Source organism: Streptomyces antarcticus, from assembly GCF_026627255.1.
In the GTDB taxonomy this organism is placed as follows: Bacteria; Actinomycetota; Actinomycetes; order Streptomycetales; family Streptomycetaceae; genus Streptomyces; species Streptomyces antarcticus.
In genome coordinates, this window is the sequence record NZ_JAPNLM010000020.1 from 77306 (window position 1) to 93989 (window position 16684).

The window sequence follows — 16684 nt, forward strand, 5'->3', positions numbered from 1 at the left end:
CCTCCGTACGGCCGTTGCGGCGGCAACCGCGTGAGACAGAGCACTTCTGAAGGTGCGGCGCCCTGCGCGGCGGCGCCAGCATGTCCCCCGGTCCATCAGGTACATCTCACGAGGGAGCGCGAAACGTGGCATCACGCAGTTCGAGGACAGGCGGCGCGGAGGTCGCCGCACAGCGGAGGGTGCCCGTACTCGACGGCCTCCGTGGGCTCTGCGCCGTGGCAGTCCTCATCTATCACGTGGCCTACACGGCCGGCGTGAGCAATCACTTCGCGGACCCCCGCGCCGACTTCTGGGGATACCTCACCGAGGGCATGGGCGTGTTCCTCCCGCCCTTCTTCGTCCTCTCCGGCCTGATGCTCTACCGGCCGTTCGCCCGCCGCACGGTCACCGGCAGCGGCCCCCGGACGAAGGTCGTGCCCTTCATCGGGCGTCGTGCCGTGCGCATCGTCCCGGCCTTCTGGGTGCTGGTCCTCGCGTCGATCCTGCTCCTCGACTACGACAAGATCGACGGCGTCTGGTTCTTCCTGCGCCCGCTGCTGATGATCCACTTCTTCGTCCGTACCGAATGGATCACCGGCATCGAGCCGACGTGGACCGTCCCGACGGAGATGCTCTTCTACGTGGCGCTGCCGGCCCTGGCCTGGCTCATGCACAAGTTCGCGCACCGGGCGGCCACCGCGGCCCAGCGGGCCCGCCGCCTGTTCGTGCCGCTCGTCGTGCTGGTGCTGATCGGCATGGCGTGGACGGCGTACTGCTTCCTGCCCTCGACGGCCGCCGATGTCTGGTACCTGTCCTTCTTCCCGTTCGGCTACATCGGCTACTTCGCCGGCGGAATGGCGCTGGCGGTCCTGCTGTCCTACGCCGAGGTCTCCCCGAAGAAGCCCGCCCTGCTGCGCTGGGCCGCCAAGTGGCCGATGGGCTTCTGGCTCGTCGCGCTCCTGGCCTACCTGGCGAACGTGCCGCACCCCTTCGGTGAGCCGGGTATGGGCAACTGGGGCGCTCTCACCCAGCAGATGGTCCTGCACGCGCTGTTCTTCGTCTTCTCCATGTGTGTGGTCATCCCGCTGGTCACCCCGGGCGCCAACTCGAAGAGCATGAACCTCCTGCTGGCCAACAAGCCGATGGTGTTCCTGGGGAAGATCTCCTACGGCATCTACCTGTGGCACGTGTTCTTCATCCACGTCGTCCTGAACAACGGCAGCATGTTCGGCAAGCCGGCCGTCAACTCGGGTCTGCTGCGCGGCACGGTCGGGTTCGGCACCATGCTGACCCTCGTCCTGCTGGGGACCCTCGTGACGGCGCTCGCCAGCCACTACGTCCTGGAGGAGCCCCTCAACAAGAAGCTCCGCGGCTATTTCGACCGCAAGTCCCGCGAAAACGGCGACGGCGGCACGCCCGCGGACCCGAAGACCGGCGGTGCGGCCCCCGCTTCCGCCGCCGACCAGCCCGTTCTGACCTCGGCCTGACGCGGTCTGCCCCACGTCCCCCCTCATGAGGGTGTGTCTCCTGCTCCGGCAGGAGGCACACCCTTTTGCGCTTGCCCCGTACGGGACGGGGCACGGCCGGTGGCGGGTGGCCGGTCCCGGTGGCGGCTGTCCGGTCCCGGCCGTGGCCGTGGCCGGGACCGGACAGCCGAAAGGGGGTGGCCGGCTCCGGAAGGAGCCGGCCACCCCCTGGCCGTGCGGGGGACGTGCTACCGAAGCGGGCGGGCGAAGGTCCGGACGTCCTCGACGAGCAGCGCGGGCTGCTCCAGTGCGGCGAAGTGGCCGCCCTTGGCGAACTCGCTCCAGTGGGTGAGCGAGGGGAGCAGCGGGTCCGCCCAGCGGCGGATCGGCAGCGCCGCGTCCTCCGGGAAGACCGCGACGCCGACGGGCATCTCCAGCGGCCACGGGCCGCCCCAGGTCTTGATGAAGGCCTCGTCACCGTGCGCGGACTCGTAGTACAGCTGGGCGCTGGAGCCGGCGGTGGCGGTGAACCAGTAGATCGAGACGTTCGTCAGGAGCTGCTCACGGCTGACGGCGTCCTCGGGGACCTTGTCGGCGGCCGTCCACTCCTTGAACTTCTCGGTGATCCAGGCCAGCTGGCCCACCGGCGAGTCGGTGAGACCGTACGAGAGGGTCTGCGGGCGGGTGGACTGGATCCGCTGCCAGCCCATGCCGTCCTGCTGGAAGCGGCCGGCGAACTCCAGGCGGGAGAGGTCCGTCTCGTCCAGGTCCGCGAACGCCGCAGGATCCTGCGGCGGGAAGGTCACGAACATGTTCACGTGGACACCGGCCACGTGCTCCGGGTCGACCAGGCCCAGTTCGAGGGAGATGGCCATGCCCCAGTCGCCGCCCTGGACGAAGTACCGGTCGTAGCCGAGGCGGCTCATCAGCTCGGCCCAGGCACGGGCCACCCGCCGGGTGTCCCAGCCGGCCTGCCCGGTCGGTCCGGAGAAGCCGTAGCCCGGGATGGAGGGGATGACGACGTGGAAGGCGTCCGCGGGGTCGCCACCGTGGGCCGCGGGGTCGGTCAGCGGGCCGATCACGTCGAGGAACTCCGCCACGGATCCCGGCCAGCCGTGCGTGATGATCAGCGGCCTGGCCGTCGGCTCCGGCGACTTGACGTGCAGGAAGTGGACGTCGGCCCCGTCGATCTCCGTGATGAACTGGGGGTGCTGGTTGAGCCGGGCCTCTGCGGCCCGCCAGTCGAACTCCGAGCGCCAGTACTCGGCCAGCTCCTTCAGGTACTCGGTGGGAACACCGCGGGTCCAGCCCGAGTTGGGGATCTCGCCGTCGGGCCAGCGGGTGCGTGCGAGACGGTCTTGCAGGTCGTCGATGTCGGCCTGCGGAATCTCGATACGGAACGGACGCATGGAAGGGAAGCCTCTCGTTGTGCCCGGTCGGCCCGTCGGCCGCGCCGGGCTCGGTGTCAGTGGTGGGCGGCGGTGGCGCGGTCAGGCGTCCTGGTCCTGACCGGCGGCAGGGGCACGACGGCCTTGCCCGACCGCATGGCCCGGGAGACGCGCAGTACCCGGAGCACCGTCCGGGGGCGCAGCAGCGCCGGCGGCGGGTCGATCAGCCCGGCCACTCGGATGAAGGCCTCACTGAGCGCGGGGTCGTACACGGCGGCGGCCTGGAGCCTGGCCACGTAGGCGTTGATCATCCTGAGCATGGGCGAGCGCTTGCCCGCGACCCCGGCGTAGCCGAGGTCCGAGCCCGCCGCGAGCTCCCAGGGAGCCTTGATCTTCGCTGCGATGTCCTTGAAGAACACGGCCGCGCTCGGCGCGGAACCGCGTTCCAGGTGCCGCCGGAGCTCCAGCGACTCCAGTGCGGCGACCGTCATGCCCTGGGCGTAGATCGGGTTGAAGCTGCACACGGCGTCGCCCATGACGAGGAAGCCCCCGGGGAAGCTCTGGAGCCGCTCGTAGTGGCGCCAGACGCTGGCCGGGTAACGGTGCATCACCGGGTCGTCCAGCGGCTCGGCGTCCACGATCGCGTCGTGGATGTCGGGGATCGGCAGCGACCGCACGAAGGCGAGGAAGCCCTCGGGGTCCGTCGGCGGGTGGTCCCCGAGGATTCCGGTCAAGGAGAGCTCGAAGCGGTTCCCCTCCCCCGGCAGCCGGTAGAAGAAGCCACCCCGCGGGTGCTCCGGCGTCGCGGCGGGGATGATCGCCTGGTCGTCGCCGAGCGGGTCAGTGTCCAGCCGGTAGTGCCGCGTCGTGTAGGCGAGGTCGATCTCGACGCGCTCCTCTTCGGGCCTCGCGTAGCCCAGCTCCTCGAGCCAGACCGGTGTGCGCGACCCCCGCCCCGTGGTGTCGACGACGAGGTCGGCCTCGAGCGTGCGCGGGGCGCTGCCGGTCTCGCGCGCCTGGACGAGCACGCCGGTCACCCGGGTGCGGTCCGCCGTCGTGTCCAGCCCGAGGATGTCGTGCTCCTCCAGGAACGCGACGTTGGGAAGGGCCTTCACGCGGCGGCGTACGTGCTGCTCCAGCACCGGACGGGTGGCGGGCAGCGCGATCAGTCCGGTGGGACCGGGCGCCATCCGCCGGCCGTTGAAGTACCAGCGGATGTCACCGCCGAAGTCGCCGGGTTCGACACCGGCGGTCTTCAGTTCCTCGGTGAGACCGGGGAACTGCTGCTCGAGGATCTGCTGGCCCCGGGCCACGAGACCGTGGGCGTGACGGCCCTGCGGCACCCCGCGGCGCGGCCCGGAGCTGTCCGCCAGGCGGTCCCGGTCGACCAGCAGGACCTCTGCGTAGCTTTCGGAGAGTACTCGGGCGGCGAGGAGTCCCGCCATGCTGCCTCCGAGCACCACTGCCCGGATTCCGGCCGTCTTGCCCACTGTGTTCACCTCTTCGGGATGGCGTCGGTCAGGAGGCGTTGCGAGGAGTGTTCTGGTAGGCAGCGAGGAGCCACTGCCCGTGCTTCTTGGTCAGGACCCAGATGGCCCGGACCGCCCGCTCGGCGGCGACCTCGGTCTCGCCCGGGGCGAGGACGCCGCCCGCCGTGATGACGACGACGTTCTCCGGCGACAGGAACTTGACGGCGAGCGGGGCGCCCGTGACACGGGTTCCCTTGTACGGACCGGCGAAGGCCTGTGCCATGAAGGCGGCGATCTGCTCCCGTCCGGTCTCGTGGACGCCGGGCAGCACCATGGTGCCGTCCTCGGTGAAGACGTCGGCGAAGGCGGCGGCGTCGTGCGCGGCCCAGGCCTCGATGATGCGTTGCGGCACCGCGGCGACGGCGGCGGTGTCGTCGGCGAGGGTGGCGGGGGCGGTGGTCGTGGCAGTCATATTCGAATCCCTCTTTGGTCGGGTCGGTCTCGTTCGGACGTTCGGAAGCACCGCACGGTGAGGCACGGTGCGGTGCGGGTCAGGAGGGCAGCTCGATCGAGAGACCATGACGGAAGACGTTCCGCGGGTCGTAGGTCTTCTTGACCTGCTGCAGCCGGGGGTAGTTGGCCTTGTAGTACAAGGTCTGCCAGCCGGCGTCCGAGGTATTCCAGGCCGGGTCGGCGAGGTCCACGTCCGGGTAGCTGATGTAGGAGCCGTCGTTGACGTCGTCCGGCCTGGGGACGCCGCCGGTCTCGGCGTACACGTCGCGGTAGAAGGCGCGTACCCAAGCGGTGTGCTTCCCGTCGTCCGCCGGGTCGGTCCAGGCGCCGGCCGAGTAGGACGCCTTGAGGATCGAGTCGCGCTGGGGAACGGCGGTGGCGTCGGGGGCCACGGCGTTGACCTGCCCCCCGAATCCGGTCAGCACGAGGCAGGCCATGGGGTTGTCGTACCCGGGGTCGGACAGGTGCCGGTACACGGCTGCGAGCTGGTGCTCCGTGAAGCCGCGGCGCAGGTAGCCGGCCTTGTTCTTGTAGCGGCCGCGAGGATCGCTGGGCCAGCTGTAGGAAGGCATCCAGGTGTCCATCCAGGACACCACCTGCTCCTCGACGGACAGCGGCTGGACGCCGGTGGCACTGGTGATCGCGGCCAGGTGGCCGGCCATCAGCTCCGCGGCGCCGGGCACGTCCTCGTCGATGACCGTGTTCAGGAAGAACACGCCGGCGGACCGGTGCAGGACGATGAGGTTGCCCCAGATGTGCCGGCCTTCGGAGTCCGGCGCGCTGTTCTGCTCGTGCCACGCGGTGTAGCCGGCCAGGATCCGGGTGAACGACTTCTCGTCCAGCCCGTCCCAGGACCAGGTGACGTCGGCGCGGCGGATCCGACGGGGCGCGCGCGGCAGGGCCTGCTCCGGAGCGGCCGGGACGCCTCCGGGGCTCCGCAGCCAGTACCGGGTGACCACGCCGAAGTTCCCGCCGCCTCCGCCGGTGTGGGCCCACCACAGGTCGTGGTGCGGATCGTCGCTCTGGCGCGTCGCCACGACGGTCCGCACATGGCCGGACGCGTCCACGGCCACGACCTCGACGGCGTACAGGTGGTCGACGACCAGGCCGTCGCGGCGCGAGAGATGGCCGTAGCCGCCTCCCGCGATGTGTCCGCCGACGCCGACCTCGAAGCAGGTGCCGCCGGGGATGGTGACGCCCCAGCCGTCGAAGAGCTCCCGGTAGACGTGGTCCAGGGTCGCTCCGCCCTCGATGGCGAAGGCCCCCATGTCCTCGTCGTAGGAGACGGCCGACATCGGCGAAAGGTCGATCAGTACCCGGATGCCGGGGGAAGAGGTGAAGTCCTCGAAGCAGTGGCCGCCGCTGCGGACGGCCGGCCGCAGACCGGCGTCGGCGGCTTCCTGGAGGGCGGCCGCCACCTCGGCGGTGGTCCGGACGAGCCTCACGTAGTCGGGGCGGCCGGTGAAGCGGTGGTTGTAGCCCTCCACCAGGCCCGGGTAGCGCTCGTCGCCCGGGGTGATGGTCACCCCACGGCTGTCGTCGGACATGGCTGGCTCCTCCTGCGGCGGTCGTGCCTGGTGCTGTGCCGGGAGGTCCGCCGGGGCGCGGCGTCCGGTGCGGTACATCTCAAGGGGCGCAGGACCGCGGCTCGTACGGGACGTACTTGCGCGGTCCGACAACGCAGCGAGGTGCCGTGCCGGGCGTCGCGACGCGGTGAACCTTTCCGGTCGCAGCACTAGAAGGTCACATCCGCCGGGGGCGGCCACATCTCCCAATATGCGGAGTTGCCCGGTGCGGGTCCGGGCGGCAGGGCCGATCAACAGCCAGCCGTAGGCGGCCAGGGCCCGCCAGACGGGGCGCAGGAGGGTACTCGGGGTGGGGGACACGGGGTCCGCTTCTCTCGCCGGGGGACGGTACCGTCCGACCGTCAGGTCCGGCCGGAGGGCGGCGCATCCTCTCCCGTGCGGTGCTGCGGGGCACCGGCGAGGGCGCGCCGGCCCCGTACTCCGGGCTCGAGGAGCAGGGCCAGTTCGACCGGGGCGGTGTCCGCGCCCTCGCGCAGGATCCGGGCGGCCCCGGCGATCCGTTCGGCGATCCGGTCGAGGATGTCGGCGACCGGGCCGGCGTTCTGCGTCAGGACGTCGCCCCCGACGACCGGGTCCGTTCCGGCGGCCCGGACCGCCGTGATCAGCTCCGGACCGCCGAGGCGGGCCAGCCCGGCCTCCGCGCCGGCGAACTCCGCCGCGAGGGCCGCCTGCACCAGGTAGGGGGCGTGGGACACGGCGGCCAGGGCCTCGTCGTGGGCCTCGGGGGCCATGTCCTGCCGGACCGCGCCGCACCGGCGGACCAGCTCATCCACCACGTCCAGGGCCCAGCCCGGGGTGGTGTCGTACGGGCAGAGGATCCAGGGGCGCCCGGCGAACCGGCCCGCCCGGGCGACCGCTTCTCCTGCGGGCCCGGGATCCGCGTCCGGGCCGGCCAGAGGGTGGCCGGGTACGTAGCCCTTGAGGTCGCATCCCCGCAGCTCCGCCTCCGCGGTGACGATGTCCTTCGTCCCGGCCGTGTCGGTGTAGACGTTGCCCAGCCCCCGCAGCTGTGCGGCCTGCAGGACGTCGACGACGGCTGACGGCGGGGTGGCGACGACGACGAGGTCGGCCGGCGGGGTGGCCTGGGTCCACGGGGACCCGGCGCCCAGGGCCGCCGCCCCGGCCGCCACCAGCGGGTCCTGGTCGAGCAGGGTGACCTCGACGCCCGACCCTGTCAGGGCGAGGGCGATGGAGGTACCTGTGGTGCCGCAGCCGATGACGACGGCGGTGCGCAGGGCGGTGGTGGCGGTCATGGGGGCTCCTGGTGCGGGCTGCGGGGCTGCGTGGGGTGCGGGCGGGTGCCTGGTGGGCTTCGGGCGGAGAGCGGCACGGTGGTCACGGGTGGCTCAGTGGTCGCAGTTCTGGTGGGCGAACTGGCCGGGGGTGCGCCCCTCGCCGGCCGGACCGCGGTAGGCCTGGGCGATGTCCAGCCAGCGGTCGGCCTGCGCGCCGGTGGCGGTCAGGGCCAGGTCGTCACGGTGGCGACGGCGGGTGACCAGCAGGCAGAAGTCCTCGGCGGGGCCGGTGATCTTGTTCTCGGCGTCCTCGGGGCCGAAGGCCCACACCTCGCCGGCCGGGGAGGTCACCTCGATGCGGAAGGGTTCGGCGGGCGGGGTCAGGCCGCGCGAGAGGTAGCCGAAGTCGCGGGTGAGGAAGGCGAAGAGGGCCAGGTGGCGCAGCCGGTCGGTGGCCTCGCGGCGCACGCCGAGGGCGTCGGCGATGTCCTGTCCGTGCCCGAAGAGCTCCATGATTCCGGCGGAGGCCAGCACGGTGGGCGGCAGCGGGTTGACCAGCCACGGGACGACCTGGTCCGCGGGAACGGCGGCGAGGGCGTCGACGGAGGACTGGCCGAGGGCCCGGAAGCGGCCCAGGAGCTGGGCCGGCGGGAACTTGTTGAACTGCTGGAGCGCGGCGTTGACGGAGCCGTCGAAGTCGTGGGCGGCGCCGGCGGCGATCTTCGCGAAGGCCTCGCCATCCGAGGCGGCGGTGCCCGCCAGGTGGAAGATGAAGGTCAGGTGGGCGATCTGGTCGGCGATGCTCCACCCGGTCGCGGGGGTCGGGGTGGCCCAGCCGGCCTCGTCCAGGCCCTCGACGAGGCGGGCGGTCTCCTCGATCTCGGTGGCCAGGTCCTTCAGTACGTCGTTGAGCGTGCTCATGATGTGTCTCCTTGGACTGGTGTCCGTGTCGTTGTTCGGGGGGTGGGGAAGCCGCCGGTCAGCGCGCGGCGGAAGCGGTGGGGCCGGGGACCGGGAAGCGGGCGCCGATCCTGACGGCGGCGGTCAGCGCCGCCCAGGAGGCGAGCTCGACCAGTTCCCGGTCGCTGTCGTGTACGGCGCGGAAGTCCTCGATGTCCGCGTCGGTGAGCTGGTACGGGGCGAGGGCGATCAGCAGCGCCAGGCGGGCGGCGGGCAGCTGCCCGGTGGGCAGGCCCTCCAGCGCCACCTGGAGCCACACCCGGCTCGGGCCGGGTGCGACGCCGTCGTGGACGGCGAGCTCGGCGCGGACCAGTTCCCGTACGGGCTCGGGGATCCAGCGCTCCGCGCAGGTGTCGACGGCGGCGACCGCCCGGGCCAGGGCACCGGCCACGTGGGGGCTGCTCTCGGCCCAGGCCAGGTCCTGCGGCAGGGGGGCCTGCGGCAGCAGGTCCAGCGAGTCGCCGGCCCGTACGGTCGTGCCCGTGTCGGGCCGCATCGCCCGGGCGACCATCCGCATGACCGGGGCGCGCCCGGCCCGGGGGGCCGCGTCGGGGACGGGCGAGTCGGGGAGGAACAGCCGGACCATGCGGTTGAGGTAGTGGAAGGTGACGGCGACCCCGTAGATCTCGGGGGCCCCGGCGGCGTCGGCGGGCAGGGCCCGTCGGCCGCCGGTGGCGTCCGCGCTGGTGCGGGCCCAGTCGGAGAGCGCCTGGTGGGCGGCGGCGTCCGCGTCGGGCAGGGTGTCGAGCTTGGCCTGGTGGACCTCGACGCAGTACGGGCACTCGTTGGCCTGCGAGACGGCGGTGGCGACGGCCTCCTTGGCCGCCCGCCCCACGTGTCCCTCGACGAGGAGGGTCTCGCGCAGCAGCATCCAGGAGGCGGCGAGCACCTCGGGGGCCGGCGAGTGCAGGGCCAGCGGAGGGGCGATGACCCCGAACTCGCGGTGGGCCCGGCCGTAGACGTCGGCCACCAGCCCCTGGGCTCCGGCCGGCCGGACTGCGGCTATGTGCCGGATCTGCTGGAGCGAACCCTTCAGGATCCCTCGCACGAGCGGTCGCACCGCCGCCTCCTCGTTGATCGGTTGCATGAGCAACAAACTGGTCGTCTGGTCGCCAGATGGGTTGTTTGAAGCAACTCACTGGTCGGCAAAAAGGCCGTCCGGAGCATCACACCAGGGCGGGCTGTCGCTTCAGCAGCGGAAGGACGGCCTTGCGCCCGCTCTTGTAGCCCGTCGGGGACGGTGCGCCGTAGGTCACCGCGACGCCCCTGCGCTGGGCGGCCGCCACGATGTTCGGCACCGCGCGTTCGGCGATCGCCGCGATGGTCATGGCCGGGTTGACGGTGAGGGCGCCCGGGACGGCGGAGCCGTCGGTGACGAAGATGCCGGCGTGGCCGCGCAGTTCGTTGGTGTCGTCGAGGGCGGAGGTGTGGGGGTCGTCGCCCATCCGGACGGAGGCCAGGGGGTGCACGGTGTAGGCACCGACGAGGTCGTTGGTCCACGGCATCACCTTGGCGAGACCGTCCTTCTCCATGATCTCCTTCACCTCGGCGTCGGACTGGTTCCAGCCCTGCCAGGTGTTCTTCGTCGGCTTGTACGAGAGGTTTCCGCGCCCGAGCATCTGCTGGGAGATGCGCATGGCGTTGCCCGTGGCGGGAGGCGGGCCGAAGACTCCCTCGTTGTCGTCCTCGGTCATCGAGAAGATGGTGAGCCAGGACTTCCAGTTCTTGAGGATCTCCTTCTTCTCCTTGCCGAACCAGGTCGGTCCCGAGGCGTCCGGCACCTGGGCGAGGATCGTGCCCAGGCCCGGCGGGAAGTAGAGCTGCTCCAGGGAGTAGCGGGAGTACTCGGGCAGGGAGCCGTCCAGCTTGTCCCAGCTGGCCACGGTCGGGCCCTTGCCGATCGCGTTGGCGCCGTAGGGCAGTTCGCCGTCCCCCCGGGACAGTCCCAGGATCTCGGCGACCTTGTCCTCGTTGAGAATGGCGGTGTTGAGGCGCTCGCCGTTGCCGGAGAAGTAGCGGCCGACCGCGTGCGGCATCTTGCCGAGGTGGGCCTCGCTGCGCTGGAGGATGACAGGGGTGGCGGCGGCGCCGGCCGCCATCACGACGATCTTGGCCTCGATGACTCCGGAACCGTTCTGCAGGCGGTAGTCCGTGTCGTCGACGATGTTGTAGTGGACCCGGTAGTCGCCCTCGGGGGTCCTCTCCAGGTACTGCACCTCGTGCAGGGGGCGGATCTCCGCGCCGTGGGCGAGCGCTGCCGGGAGGTAGTTGACCGTGAGCGACTGCTTCGCCTCGAAGCGGCATCCGGCCATCATGAAGTTGCAGTTGGTGCACTTGGAGTTGTCGATCGCGACGGCGAGCGGGTTGGCGGTGCGCCCCGAGTGGTTGCACGCCGCGGCCCACAGGCCTCCCGCGTAGGAGACGTCGCTCCACTCCTGCTTGGTGACGGAGAGGGATTCCTCGATCCGGTCGTACCAGGGGTCGAGGGTCTCGCGGCTCACCGACTTGGGCCACATGCGGCGGCCGATGCTGCCCTTGCGGTCGAAGACGAACTTGGGGGCGCGGGGCATGGCCGCGAAGTAGACGACGCTGCCGCCGCCGACGCAGTTGCCGCCCAGCACGCTCATCCCGTCACCGACGACGAAGTCGAAGGCCCGCGTGTAGGAGGAGCCGAGCTTGTAGTCGTGCTCGAAGTCCTTGCTCTCCAGCCAGGGTCCGCGCTCCAGCACCGTGACCTTCGCGCCGCCGGCGGCGAGGTGGTAGGCCGCGATGGCCCCGCCGAACCCGCTCCCGATGACCAGGACGTCCGTCTTGTCGATGGCGTTGCTCATGCTGGGCTCCCGGAGGGGGTCGTGTCGGGGTGGAGGGGGGCGAGCTGGCGGCCGTAGCCGAAGTCCTGGAACCGCCACAGGCCGTCGGCGTCGGGCTTGGTGATGCCCATGGCCTCCAGGCCCGGGTGGCCGTCCTCGATGGCCTGCGCGGTGTGCAGGTGAGCCGCGGAGTCGAAGGCCATGTTGCAGAAGAGGGAGAGCAGGACCCAGAAGTCCTTCTCCGGGTGACCGGGAGTGGTCAGCTTCACGATCAGCTTCACCCGGTCCTCGTAGTCCAGGGCCACGAAGGGCGGGACCGTCTCGTCGAGGGTCAACCCCGCTTCGGCCGCGTAGGTCCTGGCGTGGTCGTTGACGAGGTTCGCGAGGTCCTCCAGGCCGTCGTGGACGCCGGTCGCGTCCCAGCGCAGCAGTTCAAGGGCGCCCGCGGCAACCGCTCCGCCGCCGGCGGCGACTCCCGCCACGGCCCGGTCACCGGGCCAGCGCTTCTCGCCCGGGACGATCGTGTCCGCGTAGGCCTCCAGCGTGAGGGCCGCGTCTGCTCCGACGTCGACCCTGCGCTCCTCTCTTTCCCGCACTGCCTGCAATTCGTCCTCCAGGGACCCGATTTGAGTGGTGCTGCTGTCGTGAGAACAACGTAGGACTGCTCAGTCTTTTCAAGCAACCAATGCAGACTGTTCATCGCTGCGAGCGGGTTTCTTTATGCAACTAGCCAGAGTCGCCGCATCGGCCCGGCAGCGCTCAGAAAAAAAAGGGACGTTCAGTAGGCTCTCAACGGAGGTGTTCCTTCCCCGTGAATTGAGGGGCCTTCTGCGGACAGAACGACAGGCCCGGCAGGCCCGGAACTCATGAGGGGAAGTTGGAGATGACCGACGCGGCCCCGGCATATCGCACGTTCACGCTCCATATCGACACCCTGCAGTCGGCGGATTCCCCGAGACTGAACGGGATCGACGAAGAGCACGTCGTCCGGCTCGCGGCGATGTTTCCGGCACTTCCGCCCGTCCTGGTGCATCGCACCACCTTGCGCATCATCGACGGGATGCACCGGGTCGCCGCCGCGCGTTCCCTGGGGCTGGAATCCGTCCAGGTCCTCTACTTCGACGGCAGTCCGGAGGAAGTCTTCCTGCGCTCGGTTTCCGTCAACGTCGCCAACGGGCTGCCGCTGACCGTCGCCGACCGCAAGGCCGCCGTCATCCGCATCCTCGGCTCGTATCCCGAGCGCTCCGACCGCGCCATAGCGGCGTACGCGGGCCTCGACGCCAAGACGGTCGCGGTGATCCGCCGGGGTTCAGCCGCAGATTCTCCGCAGTCGAACATCCGCATCGGATCCGACGGTCGCGCGCACCCCCTGGACCGCACCGCCGAGCGGCTGCGCGCCGCCGAACTCATCGCGAGCCGGCCCGAACTTCCCTTGCGCGTGATCGCCCAGGAGACCGGGCTCTCCCTGGGGACGGCCCACGACGTACGCCAGCGGCTGCTGCGCGGCGAGAGGCCCGTGCCACAGGTCCGCCGGAGCCGTGAGAACGGCCGGACCGGCGAGGGCGGCGAGGTCGCCGAAAGCGGCGGACCGGACCGGATCCCGCGCGCGGCGGCCACGTCCGTCGCGGGCGCGGGCACGGACGCGGGTGTCTCAGCGCCGCCCGCGGCGGGCCCGCAGGCACCCCGCCTCCTCCCGGGACCGGCCCCGGCCGTCCCCGCCCAGCTCATGTCGGGACGCACCCGCACGTCACTGGAGGCGCTGCGCCGGCTCGCCGCCGATCCGTCCCTGCGCCACTCCGAATCCGGCCGCCAGTTCCTGCGCTGGATCCACGCCCATTTCGTGGTCGACGACGCCTGGCGGCAGCGGGCCGACGCGGTTCCGCCGCACTGCACCGACGCGGTGGCGGAACTGGCAATTCAGTGTTCGAACAGCTGGAAGAGGTTCGCCGAGGACCTGTCCAGGCGACGGCTGGCGGACGGGACGTCCTCACCGGATCAGCGCACGCCATCGAATTCTTGGCATTGAGCATGACTCATACGACAGGGGAGACACGGTGACCACCACTGCCATCGAGGCTGCGGTCCTCCGCGTAATCAATGACATGCGTGCGAATCTCGGTCAGGAACTGACGATCGACGACATGGCACGCATCGCCATGTTCAGCAAATTCCATTTCACCCGGGTTTTCCGGGATGTGACCGGTACGTCTCCCGGACGGTTCCTCTCCGCGCTGCGGCTGCAGGAGGCGAAGCGTCTTCTCGTCGAAACCCAGTTCAGCGTCGCGGACATCAGCAGCGAGGTCGGATACAGCAGCGTCGGCACCTTCAGCTCGCGTTTCAAATTGTGTGTCGGCGTCTCTCCCAGCATGTACCGGCAATTGGACGGATTCGTGCCCGAGGTCGGCCCCGGCGAGCTGCCCCCACTCACTTCGCTGACCCCCCGCAACACCCTGCGCGGCCGGATCCGCCTGACCGACGAGGGCTCCCACGGGTACTGCTTCGTCGGCCTCTTCCCCACCCCGGTCCCCCAGGGCCAGCCGGTGCGCTGCACCGTGCTGCAGGGTCCCGGTGCCTTCGAGCTCCGCGACGTACCGGCCGGCACCTGGTACGTCCTCGTGCACTCGGTCCCGTACGGCTTCGAGAACCAGCCGTCCGGCACCGGCGACGAGGACGCCGTCTCCGTCGGCCGCTATGGTCCGGTCACCGCGCACGCCGACACGCTGCTGATGCCCGCCGAGATCACGCTGCGTCCGCTGGACGCCCTCGACCCGCCCGTACTGACGGCCCTCCTGGACCTGCGCACCACCGCCATGCAGGCCGTCGCCAGCTGACGTCTGGGCATACGAAAAGAGGCCGGCCGCGGCATCCGCCGCGGCCGGCCTCTTCGTCGTGCTCCCGTGGTGCGTGCTCAGTCCACCGGGCGGATCGTCATCGGGAGCCCGCCGCGCATCCGCAGCGACATCATGGGCTCGGCGACGCCCTCGTGCCCGGCCACGACGTCCATGTCGAGGTCCCTGGTGAGCAGGGCCGTGACGAAGACCGCCTCCATCATCCCGAGGTTGCTGCCGATGCAGAACCGCGGTCCCGCGCCGAAGGGGATGTACGCGTAGCGGGGGCGGCTGGCGACCTGCGACGGCTCGAAGCGGCTCGGGTCGAAGCGCTCCGAGTCGTCCCAGAAGTCCGGGTGGCGGTGCAGGGTATACGGGCACACCAGTACGTCGGCCTTGGCCGGCACGGGGAACCCGCCGACCTCGTCGGCCTGCTGCGCGATGCGCGGCAGGATCCACACCGGCGGGTACAGCCGCATGGCCTCCTGCACGACCTGCATCGTGTACGAGAGCTTGTGCAGGTCGTCGGCCTCGGGCAGGCGCCCCCCGGCCAGCACCGCGCGGGCCTCCTCGCGCACCAGATCCCGTACGTGCGGGTTGCGCGCGAGCAGCAGCAGGGTCCAGCCCAGCGTGCTGGCCGTCGTCTCGTGCCCGGCGAGGAGCAGGGTGACGAGCTCGTCCTGCAGGCGCTTGCGGCCGAGTGCCGGATCGGTCTCCTTGCGCGCGGCGGTGATCATCCGCGAGAAGGCGTCGGCGGCGGGGTCGTCGTCGGACATCCGGGCGCTGCGGTCGGCGACGAGCGCGTCGACGGTCACCGTCAGTTCGGTACGGGCCCGGCGGAAGTTGCGCTGCGTCGCGAAGGGCACCCAGGTGGGCACCAGGCCCTGGGTGACCATGTCGAACATCGCCTGGTCCTGCACGGCCTCGAAGGCGTGCGCGATCCCGTCGTGCCCGTCCATGGACATGTCCATCAGGGTCCGGCCCAGCACCCCGAGGGTGAGGCCGGTAACCTCGTGGAGCACGTCGACCGTCGTCCCGCCTGAGCCCGCACCCTTGCGCAGCTGCTCCAGCAGGCGGCCGGCCTCCTCGGCCACGACGCCCGCCTGTGCGGCGATGCGGCCCGGCTTGAACGCGGGCTGCACGTTGCGGCGCTGCGCCTTCCACAGGTCGCCCTCACTGGTGAGGAGGCCGTCGCCGAGCACCTTGCGGGACTCCACGAGGCCGATGCCCTTGTGGTAGTTGGCCGCATTGTCGGCCAGCACGTGCTTGGCGTAGTCGGGGCGGTTGAAGATGTACATCTTCTTGGGCCCCATGTTGACCCGTACGGCGTCGGAGAGGTCCGCAGCGTCGCGCATCATGGCGAGCCGGTCGACGGCCAGCTTGCGCAGCAGTCCGGGCAGCTGCCAGAACGGCGGACCGGGCGGGTGCGAGCTCACCGCGCGCCTCCCCGCTGCGCCTGGGCGAGCGGGGCGGGGGCGACCTCCCGGAACGCGCCGCGGTGGAACACCAGCGGCTCCCGTTCCGGGGACTCGTCCATGGCGAGCAGCTCCCCCAGGTAGAGGGTGTGGTCGCCGGCGTCGTACGCCCGCCACTTCGCGCACTCGAAGTGCGCCGCCGCCCCCGCGATCAGGGGGGCGCCGGCGGCGCGGCCGGGCAGGTGGTCGACGGCGTCGAACTGGCCGGCGCCCATGGGACGCGAACGGTCGGCGAAGTGCCGGGCCACGCCCTCCTGGCCCGCGCCGAGCACCGACACCGAGAAGGTGTCGGCCTCGGCGAGGCGGCGGTGCATGAGCGCTTCCTTTCCGACGCTCACCAGGACCAGGGGCGGGTCCAGGGAGACCGAGGTGAAGGAGTTGGCGGTCATGCCCCGCGGGGAGGCACCGCCCACCGTCACGACGGTCACCCCGGTGGCGAACGCCCCGAAGGCCCGCCGCAGCCGCGCGGGGTCGCCGATGACGGCTGCCCGCGGCGGCGCGGCGGTCAGGGTGCTCATGCCGCCCGCCCCGACAGGGCGCGGCCCTGGACGGCGTACGGCTCCAGGGCCCGCGCCAGGCCCTCGGGGATCAGCGACGGAACCGTGTTGGTGTTCGGTCCACGCATGCAGGCGATGCGCTGGCGGCCGCGGGCGATGAGGACTTCGACGCCGCCCGTGATCTTCACGTAGTCGAACGTGAACTCCAGCTGGGTCTGGCCGAGTTCGGACAGCCGCATCCGGATCGACACCTCGTCGAAGGCCGTGATCTCGGCGAAGAACTCGCAGTCCACCTTGAGGGTGAACAGCTTGAGGTCCGCCTGCACCTCGGCCAGCACGTCCGGTGCCTTCTTCTGCAGGAACAGCTCGCGGCACCGGCCCTGCCAGCGCAGGTAGTTGACGTAGTAGACGTTGCCTACGAGGTTGGTCTCCTCGAAACCGACCGTGTGCAGGTACTCGAAGTAGTCGTCAGCCATGA

At 71.0% G+C, this 16684-nt stretch carries 15 protein-coding genes; 3 read left to right on the forward strand and 12 right to left on the reverse strand.

From position 1 onward, the window contains the following. Positions 1 to 80 precede the first annotated feature (80 nt). Positions 81 to 1466, forward strand: coding sequence for an acyltransferase family protein (locus OTB16_RS26855; RefSeq protein ID WP_267723351.1), 1386 nt, complete (start codon positions 81 to 83; stop codon positions 1464 to 1466). Between the two features lie 227 nt (positions 1467 to 1693). Here the strand turns inward: OTB16_RS26855 and OTB16_RS26860 are convergent, their stop codons facing one another. The 9 genes from OTB16_RS26860 to OTB16_RS26900 all read right to left on the reverse strand — a co-directional run bounded on the left by OTB16_RS26860 (position 1694) and on the right by OTB16_RS26900 (position 12002). Then, a complete protein-coding gene (locus OTB16_RS26860) occupies positions 1694 to 2854 on the reverse strand; it encodes an epoxide hydrolase family protein (RefSeq protein ID WP_267723352.1) in 1161 nt (386 codons plus the stop codon). A gap of 56 nt (positions 2855 to 2910) precedes the next feature. Continuing rightward, on the reverse strand, positions 2911 to 4323 hold the full coding sequence (locus OTB16_RS26865) for an FAD-dependent oxidoreductase (RefSeq protein WP_267723423.1): 1413 nt from the start codon (positions 4321 to 4323) through the stop codon (positions 2911 to 2913). 28 nt (positions 4324 to 4351) lie between these two features. Then, positions 4352 to 4774: an SgcJ/EcaC family oxidoreductase gene (locus tag OTB16_RS26870; RefSeq protein ID WP_267723353.1), complete on the reverse strand. Its 423-nt coding sequence runs from the start codon at positions 4772 to 4774 to the stop codon at positions 4352 to 4354. Positions 4775 to 4853: 79 nt separating this feature from the next. Beyond that, positions 4854 to 6362 carry an FAD-binding oxidoreductase gene (locus OTB16_RS26875; protein ID WP_267723354.1) on the reverse strand — a complete coding sequence of 503 codons (1509 nt, stop codon included), beginning with the start codon at positions 6360 to 6362 and terminating at the stop codon, positions 4854 to 4856. Between the two features lie 380 nt (positions 6363 to 6742). Continuing rightward, on the reverse strand, positions 6743 to 7654 hold the full coding sequence (locus OTB16_RS26880) for a prephenate dehydrogenase/arogenate dehydrogenase family protein (RefSeq protein ID WP_267723355.1): 912 nt from the start codon (positions 7652 to 7654) through the stop codon (positions 6743 to 6745). Positions 7655 to 7747: 93 nt separating this feature from the next. Further along, on the reverse strand, positions 7748 to 8557 hold the full coding sequence (locus OTB16_RS26885; protein WP_267723356.1) for a TIGR03084 family metal-binding protein: 810 nt from the start codon (positions 8555 to 8557) through the stop codon (positions 7748 to 7750). A 58-nt stretch (positions 8558 to 8615) separates the two neighbouring features. Then, positions 8616 to 9683 (reverse strand): carboxymuconolactone decarboxylase family protein, encoded by a 1068-nt coding sequence (locus OTB16_RS26890; RefSeq protein ID WP_267723357.1) that lies wholly within the window; start codon positions 9681 to 9683, stop codon positions 8616 to 8618. Between the two features lie 79 nt (positions 9684 to 9762). Then, positions 9763 to 11427, reverse strand: coding sequence for an FAD-dependent oxidoreductase (locus OTB16_RS26895; protein WP_267723358.1), 1665 nt, complete (start codon positions 11425 to 11427; stop codon positions 9763 to 9765). Then, positions 11424 to 12002: a DUF5987 family protein gene (locus OTB16_RS26900; protein ID WP_267723359.1), complete on the reverse strand. Its 579-nt coding sequence runs from the start codon at positions 12000 to 12002 to the stop codon at positions 11424 to 11426. Before OTB16_RS26900 ends, OTB16_RS26895 begins: the two co-directional genes overlap by 4 nt. 287 nt (positions 12003 to 12289) lie before the next feature. Here OTB16_RS26900 and OTB16_RS26905 point away from each other — a divergent pair, with 287 nt between their 5' ends. Both OTB16_RS26905 and OTB16_RS26910 read left to right on the forward strand, forming a co-directional pair. Further along, positions 12290 to 13432 carry a ParB N-terminal domain-containing protein gene (locus tag OTB16_RS26905; RefSeq protein WP_267723360.1) on the forward strand — a complete coding sequence of 381 codons (1143 nt, stop codon included), beginning with the start codon at positions 12290 to 12292 and terminating at the stop codon, positions 13430 to 13432. Between the two features lie 76 nt (positions 13433 to 13508). Further along, the gene (locus OTB16_RS26910) at positions 13509 to 14237 is read left to right on the forward strand and encodes a helix-turn-helix domain-containing protein (protein ID WP_267723361.1); all 729 of its coding nucleotides are present in this window, start codon (positions 13509 to 13511) and stop codon (positions 14235 to 14237) included. A gap of 77 nt (positions 14238 to 14314) precedes the next feature. Here the strand turns inward: OTB16_RS26910 and OTB16_RS26915 are convergent, their stop codons facing one another. From OTB16_RS26915 to OTB16_RS26925, 3 genes are read right to left on the reverse strand one after another with little or no spacing between them, the layout of a single operon-like run. Next, positions 14315 to 15670, reverse strand: a complete 1356-nt coding sequence (locus OTB16_RS26915) for a cytochrome P450 (RefSeq protein ID WP_267723362.1) — start codon at positions 15668 to 15670, stop codon at positions 14315 to 14317. Then, positions 15667 to 16227 carry a flavin reductase family protein gene (locus OTB16_RS26920; protein WP_267723363.1) on the reverse strand — a complete coding sequence of 187 codons (561 nt, stop codon included), beginning with the start codon at positions 16225 to 16227 and terminating at the stop codon, positions 15667 to 15669. Before OTB16_RS26920 ends, OTB16_RS26915 begins: the two co-directional genes overlap by 4 nt. Then, complete coding sequence (locus OTB16_RS26925) at positions 16224 to 16682, reverse strand: acyl-CoA thioesterase (protein WP_267723364.1); 459 nt, start codon at positions 16680 to 16682, stop codon at positions 16224 to 16226. Before OTB16_RS26925 ends, OTB16_RS26920 begins: the two co-directional genes overlap by 4 nt. Positions 16683 to 16684: the final 2 nt, after the last annotated feature.